Origin of the sequence: Pseudomonas sp. UMAB-08 (genome assembly GCF_900095225.1) — a bacterium.
In the GTDB taxonomy this organism is placed as follows: domain Bacteria; phylum Pseudomonadota; class Gammaproteobacteria; order Pseudomonadales; family Pseudomonadaceae; genus Aquipseudomonas.
In genome coordinates, this window is record NZ_LT607414.1 from 21,992 (window position 1) to 38,531 (window position 16,540).

Annotated in this window: 17 protein-coding genes; 7 read left to right on the top strand and 10 right to left on the bottom strand. The window is 56.7% G+C overall.

What is annotated here, in order from left to right; genetic code table 11:
- Positions 1-51: 51 nt before the first annotated feature.
- Positions 52-1,011 (bottom strand): site-specific integrase, encoded by a 960-nt coding sequence (locus K0F75_RS00070; protein WP_219059730.1) that lies wholly within the window; start codon positions 1,009-1,011, stop codon positions 52-54.
- Between the two features lie 177 nt (positions 1,012-1,188).
- On the opposite strand from K0F75_RS00070, the gene K0F75_RS00075 reads away from it, so the two are divergent.
- The gene (locus K0F75_RS00075; RefSeq protein ID WP_219059731.1) at positions 1,189-2,205 is read left to right on the top strand and encodes a DNA-binding protein; all 1,017 of its coding nucleotides are present in this window, start codon (positions 1,189-1,191) and stop codon (positions 2,203-2,205) included.
- Between the two features lie 21 nt (positions 2,206-2,226).
- Here K0F75_RS00075 and K0F75_RS00080 read toward each other — a convergent pair whose 3' ends face one another.
- From K0F75_RS00080 to galU, 3 genes are all read right to left on the bottom strand, one after another.
- Positions 2,227-4,050 carry an ATP-binding protein gene (locus K0F75_RS00080; RefSeq protein ID WP_306823010.1) on the bottom strand — a complete coding sequence of 608 codons (1,824 nt, stop codon included), beginning with the start codon at positions 4,048-4,050 and terminating at the stop codon, positions 2,227-2,229.
- A 45-nt stretch (positions 4,051-4,095) separates the two neighbouring features.
- Positions 4,096-5,454, bottom strand: a complete 1,359-nt coding sequence (gene gorA, locus K0F75_RS00085) for a glutathione-disulfide reductase (protein WP_219059732.1) — start codon at positions 5,452-5,454, stop codon at positions 4,096-4,098.
- A 128-nt stretch (positions 5,455-5,582) separates the two neighbouring features.
- Entirely contained in the window at positions 5,583-6,416 is an 834-nt protein-coding gene (galU, locus tag K0F75_RS00090; protein WP_219059733.1) for a UTP--glucose-1-phosphate uridylyltransferase GalU, read from the bottom strand.
- A 371-nt stretch (positions 6,417-6,787) separates the two neighbouring features.
- On the opposite strand from galU, the gene K0F75_RS00095 reads away from it, so the two are divergent.
- Positions 6,788-6,976, top strand: coding sequence for a hypothetical protein (locus K0F75_RS00095; protein WP_219059734.1), 189 nt, complete (start codon positions 6,788-6,790; stop codon positions 6,974-6,976).
- Between the two features lie 133 nt (positions 6,977-7,109).
- A complete protein-coding gene (locus tag K0F75_RS00100; RefSeq protein ID WP_219059735.1) occupies positions 7,110-7,391 on the top strand; it encodes a hypothetical protein in 282 nt (93 codons plus the stop codon).
- Between the two features lie 58 nt (positions 7,392-7,449).
- Here K0F75_RS00100 and K0F75_RS00105 read toward each other — a convergent pair whose 3' ends face one another.
- Positions 7,450-7,680, bottom strand: a complete 231-nt coding sequence (locus K0F75_RS00105; protein WP_219059736.1) for a hypothetical protein — start codon at positions 7,678-7,680, stop codon at positions 7,450-7,452.
- Between the two features lie 51 nt (positions 7,681-7,731).
- Positions 7,732-8,082, bottom strand: coding sequence for a hypothetical protein (locus tag K0F75_RS00110; protein ID WP_219059737.1), 351 nt, complete (start codon positions 8,080-8,082; stop codon positions 7,732-7,734).
- 166 nt (positions 8,083-8,248) lie between these two features.
- Between K0F75_RS00110 and K0F75_RS00115 the strand changes: the two genes are divergently transcribed.
- From K0F75_RS00115 to nhaB, 4 genes are all read left to right on the top strand, one after another.
- A complete protein-coding gene (locus tag K0F75_RS00115) occupies positions 8,249-8,554 on the top strand; it encodes a DUF1883 domain-containing protein (RefSeq protein ID WP_219059738.1) in 306 nt (101 codons plus the stop codon).
- A gap of 34 nt (positions 8,555-8,588) precedes the next feature.
- Complete coding sequence (locus K0F75_RS00120) at positions 8,589-8,768, top strand: hypothetical protein (protein ID WP_219059739.1); 180 nt, start codon at positions 8,589-8,591, stop codon at positions 8,766-8,768.
- Positions 8,769-8,816: 48 nt separating this feature from the next.
- Entirely contained in the window at positions 8,817-9,497 is a 681-nt protein-coding gene (gene alkB, locus K0F75_RS00125) for a DNA oxidative demethylase AlkB (RefSeq protein WP_219059740.1), read from the top strand.
- A 97-nt stretch (positions 9,498-9,594) separates the two neighbouring features.
- Entirely contained in the window at positions 9,595-11,097 is a 1,503-nt protein-coding gene (gene nhaB / locus K0F75_RS00130) for a sodium/proton antiporter NhaB (protein ID WP_219059741.1), read from the top strand.
- Here the strand turns inward: nhaB and K0F75_RS00135 are convergent.
- Genes K0F75_RS00135 through gnd form a run of 4 tightly spaced genes read right to left on the bottom strand, consistent with a single transcriptional unit; the run spans position 11,081 to position 16,360 of the window.
- Entirely contained in the window at positions 11,081-12,904 is a 1,824-nt protein-coding gene (locus tag K0F75_RS00135) for a glycoside hydrolase family 15 protein (protein WP_219059742.1), read from the bottom strand. The genes nhaB and K0F75_RS00135 overlap by 17 nt on opposite strands.
- A 17-nt stretch (positions 12,905-12,921) precedes the next feature.
- Positions 12,922-13,740: an HAD family hydrolase gene (locus tag K0F75_RS00140; RefSeq protein ID WP_219059743.1), complete on the bottom strand. Its 819-nt coding sequence runs from the start codon at positions 13,738-13,740 to the stop codon at positions 12,922-12,924.
- Positions 13,737-15,266, bottom strand: coding sequence for a glucose-6-phosphate dehydrogenase (gene zwf / locus K0F75_RS00145; RefSeq protein WP_219059744.1), 1,530 nt, complete (start codon positions 15,264-15,266; stop codon positions 13,737-13,739). The genes K0F75_RS00140 and zwf overlap by 4 nt, the downstream gene beginning before the upstream one ends.
- The gene (gnd, locus tag K0F75_RS00150) at positions 15,266-16,360 is read right to left on the bottom strand and encodes a phosphogluconate dehydrogenase (NAD(+)-dependent, decarboxylating) (RefSeq protein ID WP_219059745.1); all 1,095 of its coding nucleotides are present in this window, start codon (positions 16,358-16,360) and stop codon (positions 15,266-15,268) included. The genes zwf and gnd overlap by 1 nt, the downstream gene beginning before the upstream one ends.
- Between the last annotated feature and the right edge of the window lie 180 nt (positions 16,361-16,540).

The following is a 16,540-nucleotide window of genomic DNA, read 5'->3' on the forward strand; positions in this document are numbered from 1 at the left end:
AACCGGCGGCACGGGCTCATTGGCAAACCTCATGCCGCTGATTGGTTTTCACTATAAGAGATGTTTATTAATAGAAGAAATCACTGGAGCCTCTGCGCTGCCACTGACTGACATGAATGGCGTGGCTTCGATATAGCGCAAAGCCGACTTCATGTCTTTCCAGCCGACGTAGCTCATCAGCGACTTCAGGTCCCAACCGCTGCGGTGCGCCCACGTGGCAAAACCCCGGCGTAATGAGTGGCTGGTGTACTGCTCGGCGGGAATACCCGCACGCCCCAGCGCCTGACGCAGCAACGGAATGATGCTATTGGCGTGCAAGCCCTCTTCGCCCAGATTGCCCCAGCGATCAATGGCTCTGAACACCGGGCCGCGCACCAGAGCTGCGCAATTGATCCACTCGATGTAGGCCTGTACCGGGCATAAACGCTGAAGTGCCGGGGTCTGGTAGGTCTTGCCCAGATTGTCCCGATCACTTTTGCTGCGCGGCAGATACAAACTGATCCCTGAGCCCGCGACCGCTTGAACATGTTCGATGTCCAGGCGACACAGTTCGTCGCTGCGGAAACCTCGCCAGAATCCCAGCAGGATCAGCGCCGCATCGCGACGGCAACGTAAAAGCTCTGGCTGATTGTCGTCGGCCTGCGCCTGTACGGCTTCTTGATCGAGCCACGCCACCACGTGTTCCAGCTGTTGCAGTTGCAGTGGCTCAGCCTGTTTCTCCTGAGCGGGATGCAGGGCGCGAATACCCTTGAACACCTTGCGTACGACGGGCGCTTTGGTCGGGTCTGCAAATCCTTGGCTGTTGTGCCATTGCGCCAATGCCGACAAGCGCAACTTCAGCGTGTTGATCGACAGCACGCCTGCATACGCCACCAGGTAGCGCGCCACGCTGTCGCTGGTCGCAGGCAGAAACCCGCCCCACGTCACTTCGAAATGCTCGATGGCCGCCCGGTAGCTGCGTCGCGTGTTGTCACGGGTCGCGGCTGATAAGTAGCGATCGAGATCATTCATGGTTGGAGATTCCGTTTGTGTACTGAAAAGCGCGGTTGAAACGCGTTTTTTGCGGCTCGGATTGGATAATACCTTAATATCCCGTGTGTATTTTTAGAATTACAGCAGCATAATTTGTATTCCTATAGTATGTAATTACAGGGTACATACCACAGTACGAAATCGTAGGAGCTCGACATGGCACGCGGCGGTGTAAACAAGGCAGTCGTTCAGATGGCACGCTCGGCGCTGCTCGCGCGCGGCGAGCACCCGAGCATCGACGCGGTACGTATCGAAATGGGCAACACCGGCTCGAAGACGACCATTCACCGCTATTTGAAGGAGTTGGACGAAACTGATACCCGCAGCAATGCGCCGCAGGCCGAGATCGGGGACGAACTGACTGAGTTGGTGAGTCGACTGGCGCAGCGATTACAGGAACAGGCGCATGCACTTGTCGACCAGGCGCAAGCCGCCTTCACGGCCAAACAGGATGAACTGCGAAAGGAATTGACGGCAGCACAAGTCCAGTTAAGCGAGTTGCAGAGCCAGTTCATTGCCCAAGGCGATGATCTCAGCGTACAAAACGCAGCCCTGGATGCCACTCGCGAGTTGCTGCATACCGAGCAAACAACCACCGCCCGCCTCTTTCAGGCCCATCACGATCTCGAGCTTCGCGTGCAGGACAAGGAGGGACAAATACGGTCACTGGAGGAAAAACACCTGCATGCGCGTGACGCCCTTGAGCACTATCGCAACTCAGTCAAGGAACAGCGCGAGCAGGAACAGCGTCGTCACGAGGGGCAATTGCAACAGGTGCAAATGGAACTGCGCCAGGCGCAACAAAGCGCGATGGTGCGCCAGGATGAAATTACCCAATTGAATCGTGACAACGAGCGCTTGCTGGCCGAAACCCGCAGCACCCTGCGCGAGCTGAGCGCGCGGCAAGAGCAACTGAACAAGGCGACGAACCAATCGGCAAGTCTGAACGAGCAGTACCAGCACACGCACACCCAGTGCGCATTACTGCAAGAACGCCTGAGTGCAGCACAGAGCGAAAGCGATCTGCTCAAACAGGCTCTGGCCGAGCAACAGCAGTCAAACCAAACACTTCAGCTCGAGATGATCAAGGCGCAGCTGGCCCTGGAAAACCTGCGCATATCTCATTCAGCCATCAACGAAGTGTCCGAAACGCCAATACCCCAGCAACCGTAATCAACACTCAGGCCTTGGCGCTCAGGGCCGTGCGCGCTCGATCATATTGCGTACCTTGAGTGCTAGCTCATCGATGCTGAACGGCTTGATCAACATATCCATGCCTTGATCAAGAAACCCCGCACACATTTCAGCGTTACTCGCATACCCCGTCATGAACAGCACACCCAGATCAGGGCGGTGCTGTCGGGCAATGCCTGCCAGTTGTTGTCCGTCAAGCCCTGGTAGCACGACATCGCTGACCAGCAGATCAATACGTTCCCGGCCTTGCAGCACAATGAGTGCGGTTTCACCGTCGCACGCCTCAAGCGTCGCGTAACCGAGTTCACGTAATACATCGATCACCAACGTGCGCACAGCCACCTCGTCCTCGACCACCAGCACTTGCTCACCCTTTAGCGCCCGCGGTGGGCGTGGGTTATCGTGCTCGGCGATATGCCGCTCACCCAACTCCAGATGGCAAGGCAAATACAAATGAATGCGCGTACCTTGCCCCTCGGCGCTGTCGATATGCACATGACCACCGGTTTGCTTGATGAACCCATAAACCATGGACAAGCCCAGCCCGGTGCCCTGCCCGATCGGCTTGGTGGTAAAGAAGGGATCGAAGGCACGACCAAGCACCTCGGCCGACATTCCGCTACCACTGTCTCCAACGGTCAGCAGCACGTACTCACCGGGCGTCAGCGTGTCCTGTTGCATATCGATGCGTGCGATTGCTGTACTGATCGTCAGCTGTCCACCCCCTGGCATCGCGTCGCGGGCATTGATCACCAGGTTCAACAAGGCATTTTCCAACTGATGTTCGTCGGTATTGGCTTGCCACAAGCGAGACTGAAGGTCAGTGCGCAGTACGATACTTTCGCCAAGCGTGCGCCGCAGCAACTCCTCCATGGAGATCACCATCCGATTCACGTCCACCGCCTTCGGGCTCAGCGACTGACGCCGGGCAAACGCCAGTAGTCGGTGCGTCAACGAGGCTGCACGGTTGGCCGAGGTCATCGCCGCATCAATGTAGCGATCGATCTCCCCTACGCGCCCGGCTGCGACACGCCGCTGAATCAACTCAAGCGCGCCAAGCACGCCCGTCAGCATGTTATTGAAGTCGTGGGCGATACCACCCGTCAGTTGCCCGATAGCGTCCATTTTTTGCGCATGACGCAGCGCCTCTTCAGCGTTTTCACGCTCTCTCATTTCGACTTGGAGCAATTCGTTGATCCGAAGCATTTCCAGGGTGCGCTCTGCCACCCGCCGCTCCAGGCCTTCATTGAGATCGCGCAACGCTTCTTGCTGATCGTACAAAGCCCTACGCAGCTCCAACTGGTTGACCACCTGACGCGCCAAGGCGGCCAGAGCGGCAAGCTTCGACTCAGAAAGATGTCGAGGCTCTACATCGTAAACACAGAGCGTCCCCAGCGGCAGCCCTTCAGCGGTGAGCAGCGCGGTCCCGGCATAAAAACGCAGGTTTGGGACATCGGCGACCAGAGGGTTATCGGCGAACCGCGGATCCACTCGCAGATCGTCGACCATCATCACGCCGGGCTGACGAATCGTCTGAGCGCAAATAGAATGTTCAATGAGCACTTCCGGCAACGCCAGTCCCGCCTGAGCCTTGGGCCACTGGCGCCCGGCATCGATCAGATTGATCTGCGCCATCGGCACCTCGCACAGCTGGGCCGCGAGACAGGCAATATCATCGAATGCCTGTTCCGGTAACGTGTCGAGGATGTTGAAGTGAGCAAGCGCGGCTAATCGCGCCTCCTCACTCCAGGGCGCTGCGACCCCAAGGTTGTGGCTGCTCAAGAAGCTGACCCACGTCCTGAAAACTTCTTCTGCATGGCTCAATCCTCGTCCTGCAGCTCGAGTGATGACTGGCGATATTTAACCAGCTTAGCTGGCGACGGGCGTACGCAGCGTGACAAATTCCTCGGCTGCTGTCGGGTGTACGCCAATGGTTTCATCGAATATCTGTTTGGTGGCGCCGGCTTTCAACGCGATGGCCAAGCCTTGGATGATTTCGCCAGCCTCTGGCCCGACCATGTGACAACCGAGCACCTTATCCGTTTTAACGTCGACCACCAGCTTCATCAGCGTGCGCTCCTGATTGTCAGTGAGCGATAGCTTCATTGGGCGGAAACGGCTTTCAAAAATCTGAACCTCGTGACCTTCTTTCCGGGCATCTTCCTCGGTCAGGCCCACGGTCCCAATGTTCGGCAGACTGAAAACCGCCGTTGGGATATGAGTGTAGTCAACCGGACGATACTGCTCAGGCTTGAACAGGCGTCGAGCAACCGCCATGCCTTCGGCCAGCGCGACTGGCGTCAGTTGCACCCCGCCGATGACATCGCCAATCGCCAGAATCGACGGTTCACTGCTTTGATAGCGTTCGTCGACTTCGATATAGCCGGCCTTGTCGAGTTTGACCCGGGTATTTTCCAGCCCCAGGTTATCCAGCATCGGCCGCCGCCCGGTGGCGTAGAACACGCTGTCGGCGATCAATTGACGACCGTCCTTGAGCGACAACTGCAAGCTACCGTCGTCTTGTTTGTCGATACGCTCGATATCGGAATTGAATTGCAGATCAATGCCGCGTTTGGTCAGCTCTTGTTGCAGATGGGTCCGAACGGCACCATCGAAACCGCGCAGGAATAATTCGCCGCGATAAAGCTGAGTGACCTCAGCGCCAAGACCATTGAAGATCGACGCGAACTCCACGGCGATATAGCCACCGCCGACCACCACGATACGTTTGGGCAGTTGCTTGAGGAAGAAAGCCTCTTGGGAGGTAATCGCGTATTCGCTCCCTGGGAACTCAGGGACCTGCGGCCAGCCGCCAGTCGCGATCAAAATGTGTTCGGCGCTGTAAGTCTGACCGTCGATTTCAACCTGATGCGGATCGCGCAGCTTGGCGTGCCCCTCAATCAGGGTCACGCCACTGTTGACCAGCAGGTTGCGATAGATGTCATTGAGGCGGTGGATTTCACGGTCTTTGTTGGCGATCAAGGTCGGCCAATCGAACCTGGCCTCACCGACCGACCAGCCAAAGCCTTTGGCTTGCTCAAAATCGTCAGAATAGTGAGCGCCATAGACCAGCAACTTTTTCGGCACACAGCCCACGTTGACACAGGTACCGCCCAGATATCGGCTTTCCGCAACCGCTACGCGCGCACCAAAACCGGCGGCAAAACGTGCCGCTCGTACACCGCCGGAACCGGCACCAATCACAAAAAGGTCGAAGTCGTAGGCCATTGCTGTCTCCTTAGCAGGCCAACAGCATAACCGCTTCGGCATTGTCGGTCAGCGCTGTTGGCCAGAAACGACAAAGCCACCCGAAGGTGGCTTTGTCCTATAAGCAAGCCTGAAAGAAACTCAGATGCTTAGCTGCCCTTCTTGTAGAAGTGCTCGAAGCAGAAGTTGGTCGCTTCGATGTAGCCTTCAGCGCCGCCGCAGTCAAAACGCTTGCCCTTGAATTTGTAGGCCAGCACGTTGCCTTGCTCGGCCTGTTTCATCAGGGCGTCGGTGATCTGGATTTCACCGCCTTTGCCCGGCGGAGTCTCTTCGATCAATTTGAAGATATCGGGGGTCAGGATATAGCGGCCGATAATCGCAAGATTGGACGGTGCGTCCTCAGGAGCCGGTTTTTCTACCATGTTAGTGACGCGGTAGAGACCGTCCTTGATTTCATCGCCAGCAATCACGCCGTACTTGTTGGTTTCCTGCGGATCGACTTCCTGGATCGCAATGATCGAGCAACCATAGTGCTTGTGCAGCTTGACCATCTGGGCCAGAACGCCCTCGCCTTCAAGGTTCACACACAGGTCATCGGCCAGTACGACGGCAAACGCTTCGTTGCCGATCAAGGGACGACCGCTAAGGATTGCGTGACCCAGGCCTTTCATTTCGGTTTGACGCGTGTAGGAGAAGCTGCATTCGTCGATCAGGCGACGAATACCGACCAGGTATTTTTCCTTGTCGGTACCCTTGATCTGGTTTTCCAACTCATAGCTGATGTCGAAGTGGTCTTCCAGAGCTCGTTTGCCACGACCCGTGACGATGGAGATTTCATTCAGGCCTGCATCAAGTGCTTCTTCCACGCCGTATTGGATCAGTGGCTTGTTGACCACCGGCAGCATTTCCTTGGGCATGGCTTTTGTCGCTGGCAGAAAGCGAGTGCCGTAACCGGCTGCTGGGAACAAGCATTTCTTGATCATATAAGTCCCTAATAAAAAAGGCTGTGGCTGTTTGCGGCGCAGTCTAATCAGGCGGCGGTAACCTTACAATGCCCCTTCACTGGCCGTCCGCTGCTTTGGTAGAGGAATTTCAGTGCATATAGTTCCGCAACATCGTAGATATTGCACGCATCAAAGACCGTTGGTCCATGCTTCAAATCACGCATATGATCGAAATCTGTCTGCCTGACGGCGTACATTCAATCACTCGAACCAAGGCCCCAGCGCCTTGAACACGGCATGCCATGACTCGCTCAAGCGTAGTTGACCCCGTTTGATTGTGCGGGAATAAAGTGCAGCGTGTTGGCATGCGCTTTATCATGCTCAGCCTGGAACATTCAAAGAGATCGATGATGTCGGAAGCGAAAAGCGTTAATGGATACCTGATCAACAAATTGCAGGACGGCCAATGGTGGGTGTCCGACGCCAGTGGCGAAGCTATTGCGGGTCCGTTCGCCTCGGAAAGCGCAGCCATTGAAGTCGCTGCCGTCCTGCAAGACCAACCAAAAGCCCCACGCCGCCGCTCCAACCCTAAACCCTGATCGTCACGACGGTCGCCACACCGATGTGCGCGGGACGCAAGTCTCGCAGGGCTGGCGCGCAACTATTAAACCATCAGTCGATCAGAAAAACGGCAGACACTCCCCGATAGCGCTCATCACGAAGCATGAAACCATGAACAAACTTTTGGCAGTTATCGCTGTACTGGGGCTCACCGGCTGTGCGACAGCGTCTAACACCTACTTGAACAATGGCCAGCAAGGCCTGAGCATCGACTGCTCAGGAGAAGCCATGTCTTGGAGCAGTTGCTACGAGAAAGCGGACGCCTCTTGCGCGGGCACGGGCTACAACATCGTTGCGACTAATGGAACGGCGCAACCTAAAGATAGCGACAAAACGCTAGGCGTCGACGTAGGCAACTACACGAGCCGCACGGTGATCGTGACCTGCAAGTAGCGCTGATTTCACGCCCGCCAGGAAACGCCCTGTCGACTGTTTGAGCTGACAGGGCGTTTTACAGGTGAATTTCCGCAAACTTGATACCCAATCCGCGAATGGTTACCACTAACTCGTCCAACTGGCAGAAGGACTCGACTTCGTCGTCGTCATCTACCAGAAAAAAACTTGTGCCCGCGCTTGTCTTGAAAAATACGATCCACTCCCCGGCGGTGGCCGGATTCTGAATGATGTGAGTGGTAGAAATACTGCCTTCTGCATGCCGCTGCGTCACCAACTCTCGCTTCATACATCCCTCAAAAAATCGAAACTCTTCACGCCATCAGACCTGCTTCCCGCATCAGCCGGAGATGCAAGCTGTGGCGGCTTTCTGTACATCCATGGGGCGCAGCGGCATGTTCGCGATACGTTCGTAGACCTTGATTGAGCTGCCACTGGAGCGGTTTTCGATCATCACCACTGCTGCGGGGTCCGAGCTGAACTTTTGCGCAATGATGACGCGCAAGCCATCATGGTGTGCCTCGATCAATGGCGGCTTGCGGCTGTCGGCGAGCTTGCCCACCAAGCAATCGGCATAAGCGTGCGGGCTCTTGCCGGAAATCACGCTCATGGTGGGCGGGGTATGCTCAATTTCTTCCAGGGTCGCGCAGCCGGTCATCGCGAGAGCCAAAAAAACTACTGCCAATTTCATACAATCCCTCCAGTTAGAATCCTACGACAAGCCTGAGAACGATTAGATCCGGATTTAGGCACTTTTTATCGAGTATTAACGTAATAAAATGGGTATCGGCGAATAAATGCCTGCGCGCTCATGCTATCGTTTTGATTTTGCAGAAAAAGCCTTTTTCGGAGACACCATGAAATTTGTACACCAGCGCGAGCATCTCAACGAAGACGATATCGTCGTCATTGAGTGTTCCCAGCTCTGTAATATCCGCTTGATGAATGACGCGAATTTTCGCAGCTTCAAGAACGGCGGCCGCCACACTTACCACGGCGGTGCTTTCGACAGATTCCCGGCGAAGATCGTGGCGCCCAGCACTGGCTTCTGGAACATCACCATTGATACCTCCGGGCGCAAAGTCGATGCAGGCGGTGGCCGCAAGCCCTCGTTCACTCACACCATCAAGATTGTTCGTCGTTCGGCAACCCGGCTGAGCTGATAACGCTTGAATCGTGTCAGAAAAGGAATCCCTTGTGAGCACTCCAACCGCGACCACCAAATACGCTATCAGCTACAAACTCAACGGCGAACGCCGGTTTGAGTTTGCTCAGCTGCAGTCAGCCTCCTCCGAGGAGGCCACGGCGAATCTGAAGAAAATGCACAACGCCAGCGACGATAACATTACCGACGTCAAAGTCAGCAAGGCGCTCTGAGGAGCGCTTGAGCGACGGGCATAGAGACTGAATCAGGAGAAACTTCCCATGATTCGACGTGAGCGTTCGGTGCCCGCCACCCTTGACCTGTTCGCCGATGACACACCGCAAGCACCCTGCATTGAAAACATCGGCCCGTGCTCGTTTGTCCTCAGAGGATTCGCTCTGTCGCGGGTCGAACAACTATTGCCTGCGCTACAGCGTGTTCTCAGCGAGGCCCCTTTCAGGCATATGGTCACCCCCGGTGGTTTCACTATGTCGGTGGCCTTGAGCAATTGCGGCAGTCTCGGCTGGGTCACTGACCGCAGCGGCTATCGCTACGCCCCAATTGATCCAGGCTCCGGCAACCCATGGCCAGACTTGCCTGATGTGTTCATGCAACTGGCCCAGGCTGCGGCGAGCAAGGCCGGATTTGCAGGCTTCGTACCCGATGCCTGCCTGATCAACCGCTATGCACCCGGGGCAAAAATGTCCTTGCATCAGGACAAAAACGAACTCGACTATGAGTGGCCGGTCGTCTCGGTGTCCTTGGGCATCCCGGCCATGTTCTTGTTTGGCGGCATGGCGCGCAGCGACAAAACCCAACGCGTCCCGCTGTTTCATGGCGACGTGGTGGTGTGGGGCGGAGAAGACCGACTGCGCTATCACGGCGTCTTGCCACTTAAGCACGCTGAACATCCGTTGCTGGGTGAGCAGCGCATCAACTTTACCTTTCGCAAAGCCGGATAAAGCGCACTACCCCCGAAAGACCGCAACTAAGCCTCACGCTTGATCTTGACCACCGCATACGGCATTTTGCCGGCACGTCTCACCTCAAGGATTTTCCATGCCCCGCTCTTTGGCCAGCGCCTTCGCGCACAATTTTCTCGGACATTCACCGCGCTGGTACAAGCTTTGTTTGCTGTTGTTTTTGCTCGTTAACCCGCTGTTACTGTGGATTGCTGGCCCGGTTGCAGCAGGATGGCTGCTGGTGGGTGAGTTTATTTTCACCTTGGCGATGGCGCTCAAGTGCTACCCGCTGCTGCCCGGCGGATTATTGATGGTCGAAGCCTTGCTGCTGAAGATGACCAGCCCGCAGGCACTGTATGACGAACTGCTGCACAATTTTCCGGTGATCCTGCTGTTGATGTTCATGGTCGCAGGCATCTACTTCATGAAAGACCTGTTGTTGTTTCTGTTTTCCCGTCTGTTGCTCGGTGTGCGCTCGAAAAGCATGCTCGCGTTGATGTTTTGCTTCTTGTCGGCGTTTCTCTCGGCATTTCTGGATGCGTTGACCGTGACGGCGGTCATCATCAGCGCTGGGGTTGGCTTCTATTCGGTCTATCACCGGGTCGCCTCGGGCAACAATCCACGCGAACCGATTGCATTCAACGATGATCAGAGCCTGCACACCAATCACCATGCCGACCTGGACCAATTCCGCTCGTTCCTGCGCAGTTTATTAATGCACGGCGCGGTCGGTACGGCACTCGGCGGCGTCTGTACGCTGGTTGGCGAGCCGCAGAATCTATTGATCGGGCATGAAATGGGCTGGAATTTCAGCCAGTTTTTCCTGCATGTCGCACCGGTTTCACTGCCGGTGTTGGTGGCCGGACTCGTGTCCTGTGTGCTGCTGGAAAAACTGGGCTGGTTCGGCTACGGCGCCTTGTTGCCCGTCAGCGTGCGCAAGGTGCTGGCTGACTACGCGGCTCAAGATAATGCCGAACGAACCAACGACCAACGCGCAGCCTTGATCGTGCAGGGGCTGTCAGCGTTGATTCTGATTGGCGGGCTGGCGTTCCATATCGCCGAAGTGGGACTGATCGGCCTGCTGGTGATTGTGCTGATCACGGCGTTTACCGGGATCACTGAAGACAGCCGCATCGGCGAGGCATTCAAGGATGCAATGCCCTTCACGGCCCTGCTGGTCACGTTTTTTGCTGTCGTCGCGGTGATTCACGATCAGCAATTGTTCACGCCGCTGATCCACTGGGTGCTGAGCCTGCCGCCCGAGCAACAGCCAGGCATGCTGTTCATTGCCAACGGCCTGCTGTCGGCTATCAGCGACAACGTATTCGTTGCCACTATTTACATCACCGAAGTGAAGCAGGCGTTTATTTCCGGGCATATGAGCCGTGAACACTTCGAGGCACTGGCTATTGCAATCAACACCGGGACCAACCTGCCCAGCGTCGCCACACCGAATGGTCAGGCAGCGTTTTTGTTTCTGCTGACCTCGGCGATTGCACCCCTGATACGCCTGTCGTACGGGCGCATGGTCTGGATGGCCCTGCCCTATACCGTGGTCATGGGCCTTTTGGGTTGGTACGCGGTCAGCTATTGGTTGTAGCAGCACAACCGCTGGCTCGCGCCTTGGCCGGACACGCCGTGCGGTGCAGGTTCAACGCGGTATTGATGATGCCTATGTGACTGAACGCCTGAGGGAAGTTGCCGAGCATGCGCTTCCCCAAGACGTCATATTGCTCAGCCAGCAACCCAACGTCATTGCACAAGCCACACAATCGATCGAACAACGTGCGGGCCTCAGCATGACGGCCCAGCAGCACGTATACATCGGCAAGCCAGAACGAACACACCAGGAAGGTCCCCTCGCTACCTGAGACGCCATCCTGCGTCCGATCACTGTCGTAGCGCAGCAGCAGACCCTCTTGCATCAGGGCCTTTTCTATCGCGGCAACGGTGCCGATTACCCGGGGGTCATTTGCCGGCAAAAACCCGGTCAAGGCGATCTGCAACAGGCTGGCGTCCAGCGCTGTCGAACCGTAGGTCTGTACAAAACTGCCCAGTTGCGGATCGAAGCCATTGAGGCACACGTCCGCATGAATTTCATCGGCAACCGCACGGTAATGGCGCGCCAATGCATGGTCTTCTTCGGTTTCAGCCACCTGGGCAGCGAAGTGCGCGTTGCGGTCGAAGGCCACCCAGGTCATGACCTTGGAATGGGTGAAGTGCCGTGGCTCAGAACGAATTTCCCATATGCCCTTGTCAGGCAGGTGCCAGACGTTTTCCAGAAACGGCATGATCACCTTGATGATGGCCGCGCTGCGTGGCGGCCTGGGCAAACCGCCTTTACTGGCCTGCGTCATGGCATCGGCGACCTCGCCATACACATCCAGTTGCATTTGCGTCGCCGCAGCGTTGCCGATTCGCACCGGACGTGAGTTTTCGTAGCCGCCGAGCCAAGGCAGTTCGTATTCCGGCAGACGCCGCTCGCCGCCCAGGCCGTACATGATCTGTATCTGTTCCGGATTGCCGGCCACGGAGCGCAACAGCCATTCCCGCCATGCGCTGGCCTCTTCGTAATAACCCAGGTTCATGAACGCCAGCAGGGTCATTGTTGCGTCTCGCAGCCAGCAATAACGGTAATCCCAATTCCGTTCTCCGCCCAACTGCTCTGGCAATGACGTTGTCACGGCCGCGACGATGCCGCCGGTAGGCTCATACGTCAGTGCTTTAAGGGTGATCAACGAACGCTTGACCTGGGCCGACCACTGACCGACCTCCGGGCATCGATCAGAAAACTTCCGCCAGAATTGCTCAGTCGTTTTCAGCGCTTTTTCGCCGTCGATAACGGTATGGACTGGATGATTCGACGCTTGATGACTGAGGACGAACACCTTGCGCTGTCCAGCCTCGACCAGGAAGTTGCTACCGGTGCGGTGATCCAGTGCATGCAGTGCTGTCGGCGTGCGCAGCACCAACATTTCAGGGCCGGCAACAGCCGTCAGGGTGTGCGGATCGCGCATTTCAACCCAAGGCACACTGCTGCCGTAATCAAAGCGTATGGACAGGTCCAACTCGAACCCCACACTCCCTTCCAGTCCCACCACGATGCGCACCACGCTGCTGGCGGTTTCCGTGGGCATGAAGTCGATCAGCATGGCGCGCCCGGTGTCAGTCTCGAACAGGGTTTCGAGAATCAACGTACCTTCGCGGTAGCGCCTTTCGGTGTGTTTGACCGGATCTTTCGGGCTGATTTTCCAGCGTCCGTTGCCCGCGTCGCCGAGCAACGCGGCGAAACAGGCTGGCGCATCGAATCGAGGGAAGCACAGCCAGTCCAGCGAACCGTCCTTTGTGACCAGCGCGGCAGTCCTGCAATTGCCGAGCAATGCATAGTCTTCAATCAGTGCGGCCATAGTCGGTATCCAAAAATTCAGTCTGGCAGAATGTAACGCTTGATTGCCGTCGCCACGCCGTCCTCCAGGTTGCTGCCGGTGACGTAGTCAGCTTGGCTGCGCACGCTTTCCTCGCCCTGGCCCATGGCAATCGACAGCCCTGCCTTGCGGAACATCGCAACATCGTTGCTCCCGTCGCCGATGGCGGCCGTGTGTGCCAGCGATATGCCCACATACTCGGCCAATGTCACCAGCGCCGCGCCTTTGTTCGCCGCCACCGCGTTGACATCCAGGTAATACACTTGTGAGCGCGAGGCCAGCGCGAGCCCGGCGATGTGTGGATTCAACTGCGCTTCGAGACGTTTGAGTAACACGTGATCGGCACTGGCGGCGACGATTTTGTCTATCCGGTCCAGGTAGGGTGCGAAACTGGGCACAAGGATTGGGTCGTAGCCCAGCGTATGACGTTCGTGATCAACGTAAGCGCCATTCAGGTCGAGCAATAACCACTGATCATCGGCGAATACCCAAACGGCACACTCGTGATCGGCAAACATTGCCAGGCTGGTGATAGCTGCCGCCTGCGGAATGCGGTGGGCCGACATCACGCGGCCATCGGGGTAGGTAATCAAACCTCCGTTGAACGCCACGGTCGGCAGATCGATGCCCAATGCTTCAACCTGCTGACGCATCGCCCTGGGCGGACGGCTACTGGCCAGGGTGAACTGGATACCGGCCGCTCGTAATTGCCCGATTGCCTCTATGTTTGCCTGGCTCAAACTGTGGTCGGGACGCAACAAAGTGCCGTCGATATCGCACAACACAAACTGGATGAGGGGCCGCTGTTGACTGCTCATCCGATGCTGTGCCATTCACGTCCGTCCCGGGTCAGTAAGTCATCGGCGCCAGAGGGCCCATCCTCACCGGCCTTGTATAGCTCGACGCTGCTGTTTTTGCTCCATGCATCCAGAAACGGCTGCACTGCACGCCAGCCATTTTCGATGTTATCGGCGCGCTGGAACAAGGTTTGATCCCCGGCAAGGCAATCAAAAATCAGCGTTTCATAACCTGTGGAGGGCAGCATTTCGAAGAAATCCTTGTAGGCAAAGCCAAGCCGGATACTTTCCAGTTCCAACGTCGGCCCCGGACGTTTCGCCAGTAAATCGAAACCCATGCCTTCGTTAGGCTGGATCTGGATTTTCAGGTAGTTGGGTTTGAGCCTTTCGATGTCGGTGTCGCGAAATTGTGCGTAAGGCGCTGGCTTGAAGCAGATGGCTATTTCGGTGTCACGGACGCTCATGCGCTTGCCTGTGCGCAGGTAGAACGGCACACCGACCCAGCGCCAGTTGTCGATCATGACCTTCAAGGCGACAAAGGTTTCCGTGGTGCTGTCAGCCGCTACGTTGGGTTCTTCCCGGTAGCCAGCAATGCTTTTGTCGCCAATCGTACTTTCGGTGTACTGGCCGCGCACCGAGTTAGCCAGCGCCTCCTCCTCGGACCATGGGCGAATCGCACCGATGACCTTGGCCTTCTCCCCACGCACCGCGTCAGCACCGAAGGCGGCCGGTGGCTCCATGGCGATCATCGCCAACAGCTGGAACAGATGATTGGGCACCATGTCTCGCAGCGCCCCGGTATGTTCGTAAAAACTGCCCCGGGTCTCCACGCCTACGATTTCCGCAGCAGTGATCTGTACATGGTCGATGTAGTGGTTATTCCAGAAGGCTTCGAATAAGCCATTGGAGAAACGGCTGACCAGAATGTTCTGCACCGTTTCCTTGCCAAGGTAGTGATCGATTCGATAAATCTGTTTTTCCGTCATGACTTTGAGCAGGCAGGCGTTCAGGGCTTCAGCGCTACGCAGATCCGAGCCAAAGGGCTTTTCAATCACCACACGCCGAAAACACTCATCGGTTTCCTCCAGCAACCCGGACGAGCCCAGGCGCTTGGCGACTTCGCTGAAAAAACGGGGTGCCGTGGCCAGGTAGAACACCGCATTCCCGGTGTTAGTGTCTTTGATTTTCTCGGCCATATCGCTGTAGGTGGAATCGTCGAGGAAGTCTCCCTGCACGTAGCTGATCCGCGAGGCGAGTTGGCGCCACAGTTCCGGGTCCAATGGCTCAGCCCCGCCCTCGGCGACCTTGCCCGATGCTTCCTGGCGGATAAAGTCTTCGAGTTTTTTGGCGAAGTCGATGTCACTGATTGCGTTGTGGTCCACGCCAACGATGTGAACGCCACTGCCCAACAACCCGTCCCGGCTCAGGTTGTAGAGCGCGGGCATCAACAAACGCTTGACCAGATCGCCGTGAGCGCCCAACAGAAACAAGGTCGTAGGGGGTGCAACCTCAGGCTTTTGTTTTGACTTGGAGTGCAACAGGCCCATTATTTTGGTCCTTCTTTATGTCCGCCAAAACCAAAGCGCATGGCAGAAAGCAGCTTGTCACCATAGGTACTCTGCTGGCGTGAGCGGAAACGTGCAAACAGTGCGCCGGACAATACGGGCACAGGCACCGACTGCTCCATGGCCGCATCAATGGTCCAGCGCCCTTCGCCGCTGTCAGCCACTGACCCGGAATAGGCCTCGAGTTGCGGATCGGTGACCAGCGCATCGGCGGTCAGGTCCAGTAACCAGGAGGATACAACGCTGCCGCGGCGCCAGACTTCGGCGATATCAGCCACATTCAGATCAAAGCGCTGTTCAGGCGCAAGGTTGTCGGAGCCCTTCGTTTTGAGAATGTCAAAACCTTCGGCGAACGCCTGCATCATCCCGTACTCGATGCCATTGTGAATCATCTTCACAAAATGCCCGGAGCCTGCGGGGCCGGCGTGAATGTAGCCACGCTCAGCCCGATCATCGGCAGCGTCTCGGCCTTTGGTCCGCGCCACCGAGCCATAGCCAGGGGCGAGGCTGTCGAATAATGGATCAAGACGCTGCACCACCGCACTGTCGCCGCCGATCATCATGCAGTAACCCCGATCGAGGCCCCAGACGCCGCCTGACGTACCCACGTCGATATAGTGCAAATGCTTTTGCGTGAGGGCCTGGGCCCGGCGAATATCGTCCTTATAGAACGTGTTACCGCCATCAATGATCACATCGCCAGCTTCGAGCAGTTCGCTGAGGGCGTCGATGGTCTCTTCCGTCGGCTCGCCGGCTGGCAGCATGACCCACACTGCGCGTGGTTTCTCCAGGGTGGCCACCAGCGCGGCAATGTCTGCAACAGCGGTTGCGCCTTCTTTGGCAAGGGTAGTGCGGGAGGCTTCATCCCAGTCGTAAACTACGGTTGAATGGCCCTTGAGCATCAACCGTCTAGCAATATTGCCGCCCATGCGGCCCAGTCCAATAATTCCAAGTTGCATGTGGTGGTGCTCCTTAATGCAAAGAAAAGGGAATGCCTCACCTGATAACCCGGTAGTACACAACAGGTTAGTCCAGAGGGCTCGGACATAGTTCGCAACAGGCTGGGGTGTCGGCATGAGCCTGCCTGATAACGCGCGCTTCCGCGATCAGGAAACGTTCCTGACAATAAAAAATAAAAAAGTTCCATTCTTGCGAAAAAGAAATCAGAATCGGCAGCGAGAGTGGTTGGCAAAGGTGGTTAAGGCTTGGATGATTACCGCCCCCCTCCCGCTAACGTTGTTGAAACACACCATTTG

Bases quoted from the DNA above. Each gene is read 5' to 3' on its own strand.
- alkB (WP_219059740.1), top strand. From the start codon at position 8,817: ATGATTCGACGTGAGCGTTCGGTGCCCGCCACCCTTGACCTGTTCGCC.
- K0F75_RS00070 (WP_219059730.1), bottom strand. From the start codon at position 1,011: ATGAATGATCTCGATCGCTACTTATCAGCCGCGACCCGTGACAACACG.
- K0F75_RS00100 (WP_219059735.1), top strand. From the start codon at position 7,110: ATGAACAAACTTTTGGCAGTTATCGCTGTACTGGGGCTCACCGGCTGT.
- galU (WP_219059733.1), bottom strand. From the start codon at position 6,416: ATGATCAAGAAATGCTTGTTCCCAGCAGCCGGTTACGGCACTCGCTTT.
- K0F75_RS00135 (WP_219059742.1), bottom strand. From the start codon at position 12,904: ATGGCCGCACTGATTGAAGACTATGCATTGCTCGGCAATTGCAGGACT.
- K0F75_RS00115 (WP_219059738.1), top strand. From the start codon at position 8,249: ATGAAATTTGTACACCAGCGCGAGCATCTCAACGAAGACGATATCGTC.
- K0F75_RS00140 (WP_219059743.1), bottom strand. From the start codon at position 13,740: ATGAGCAGTCAACAGCGGCCCCTCATCCAGTTTGTGTTGTGCGATATC.
- gnd (WP_219059745.1), bottom strand. From the start codon at position 16,360: ATGCCGACACCCCAGCCTGTTGCGAACTATGTCCGAGCCCTCTGGACT.
- nhaB (WP_219059741.1), top strand. From the start codon at position 9,595: ATGCCCCGCTCTTTGGCCAGCGCCTTCGCGCACAATTTTCTCGGACAT.
- gorA (WP_219059732.1), bottom strand. From the start codon at position 5,454: ATGGCCTACGACTTCGACCTTTTTGTGATTGGTGCCGGTTCCGGCGGT.
- zwf (WP_219059744.1), bottom strand. From the start codon at position 15,266: ATGGGCCTGTTGCACTCCAAGTCAAAACAAAAGCCTGAGGTTGCACCC.
- K0F75_RS00110 (WP_219059737.1), bottom strand. From the start codon at position 8,082: ATGAAATTGGCAGTAGTTTTTTTGGCTCTCGCGATGACCGGCTGCGCG.
- K0F75_RS00105 (WP_219059736.1), bottom strand. From the start codon at position 7,680: ATGAAGCGAGAGTTGGTGACGCAGCGGCATGCAGAAGGCAGTATTTCT.
- K0F75_RS00075 (WP_219059731.1), top strand. From the start codon at position 1,189: ATGGCACGCGGCGGTGTAAACAAGGCAGTCGTTCAGATGGCACGCTCG.
- K0F75_RS00095 (WP_219059734.1), top strand. From the start codon at position 6,788: ATGTCGGAAGCGAAAAGCGTTAATGGATACCTGATCAACAAATTGCAG.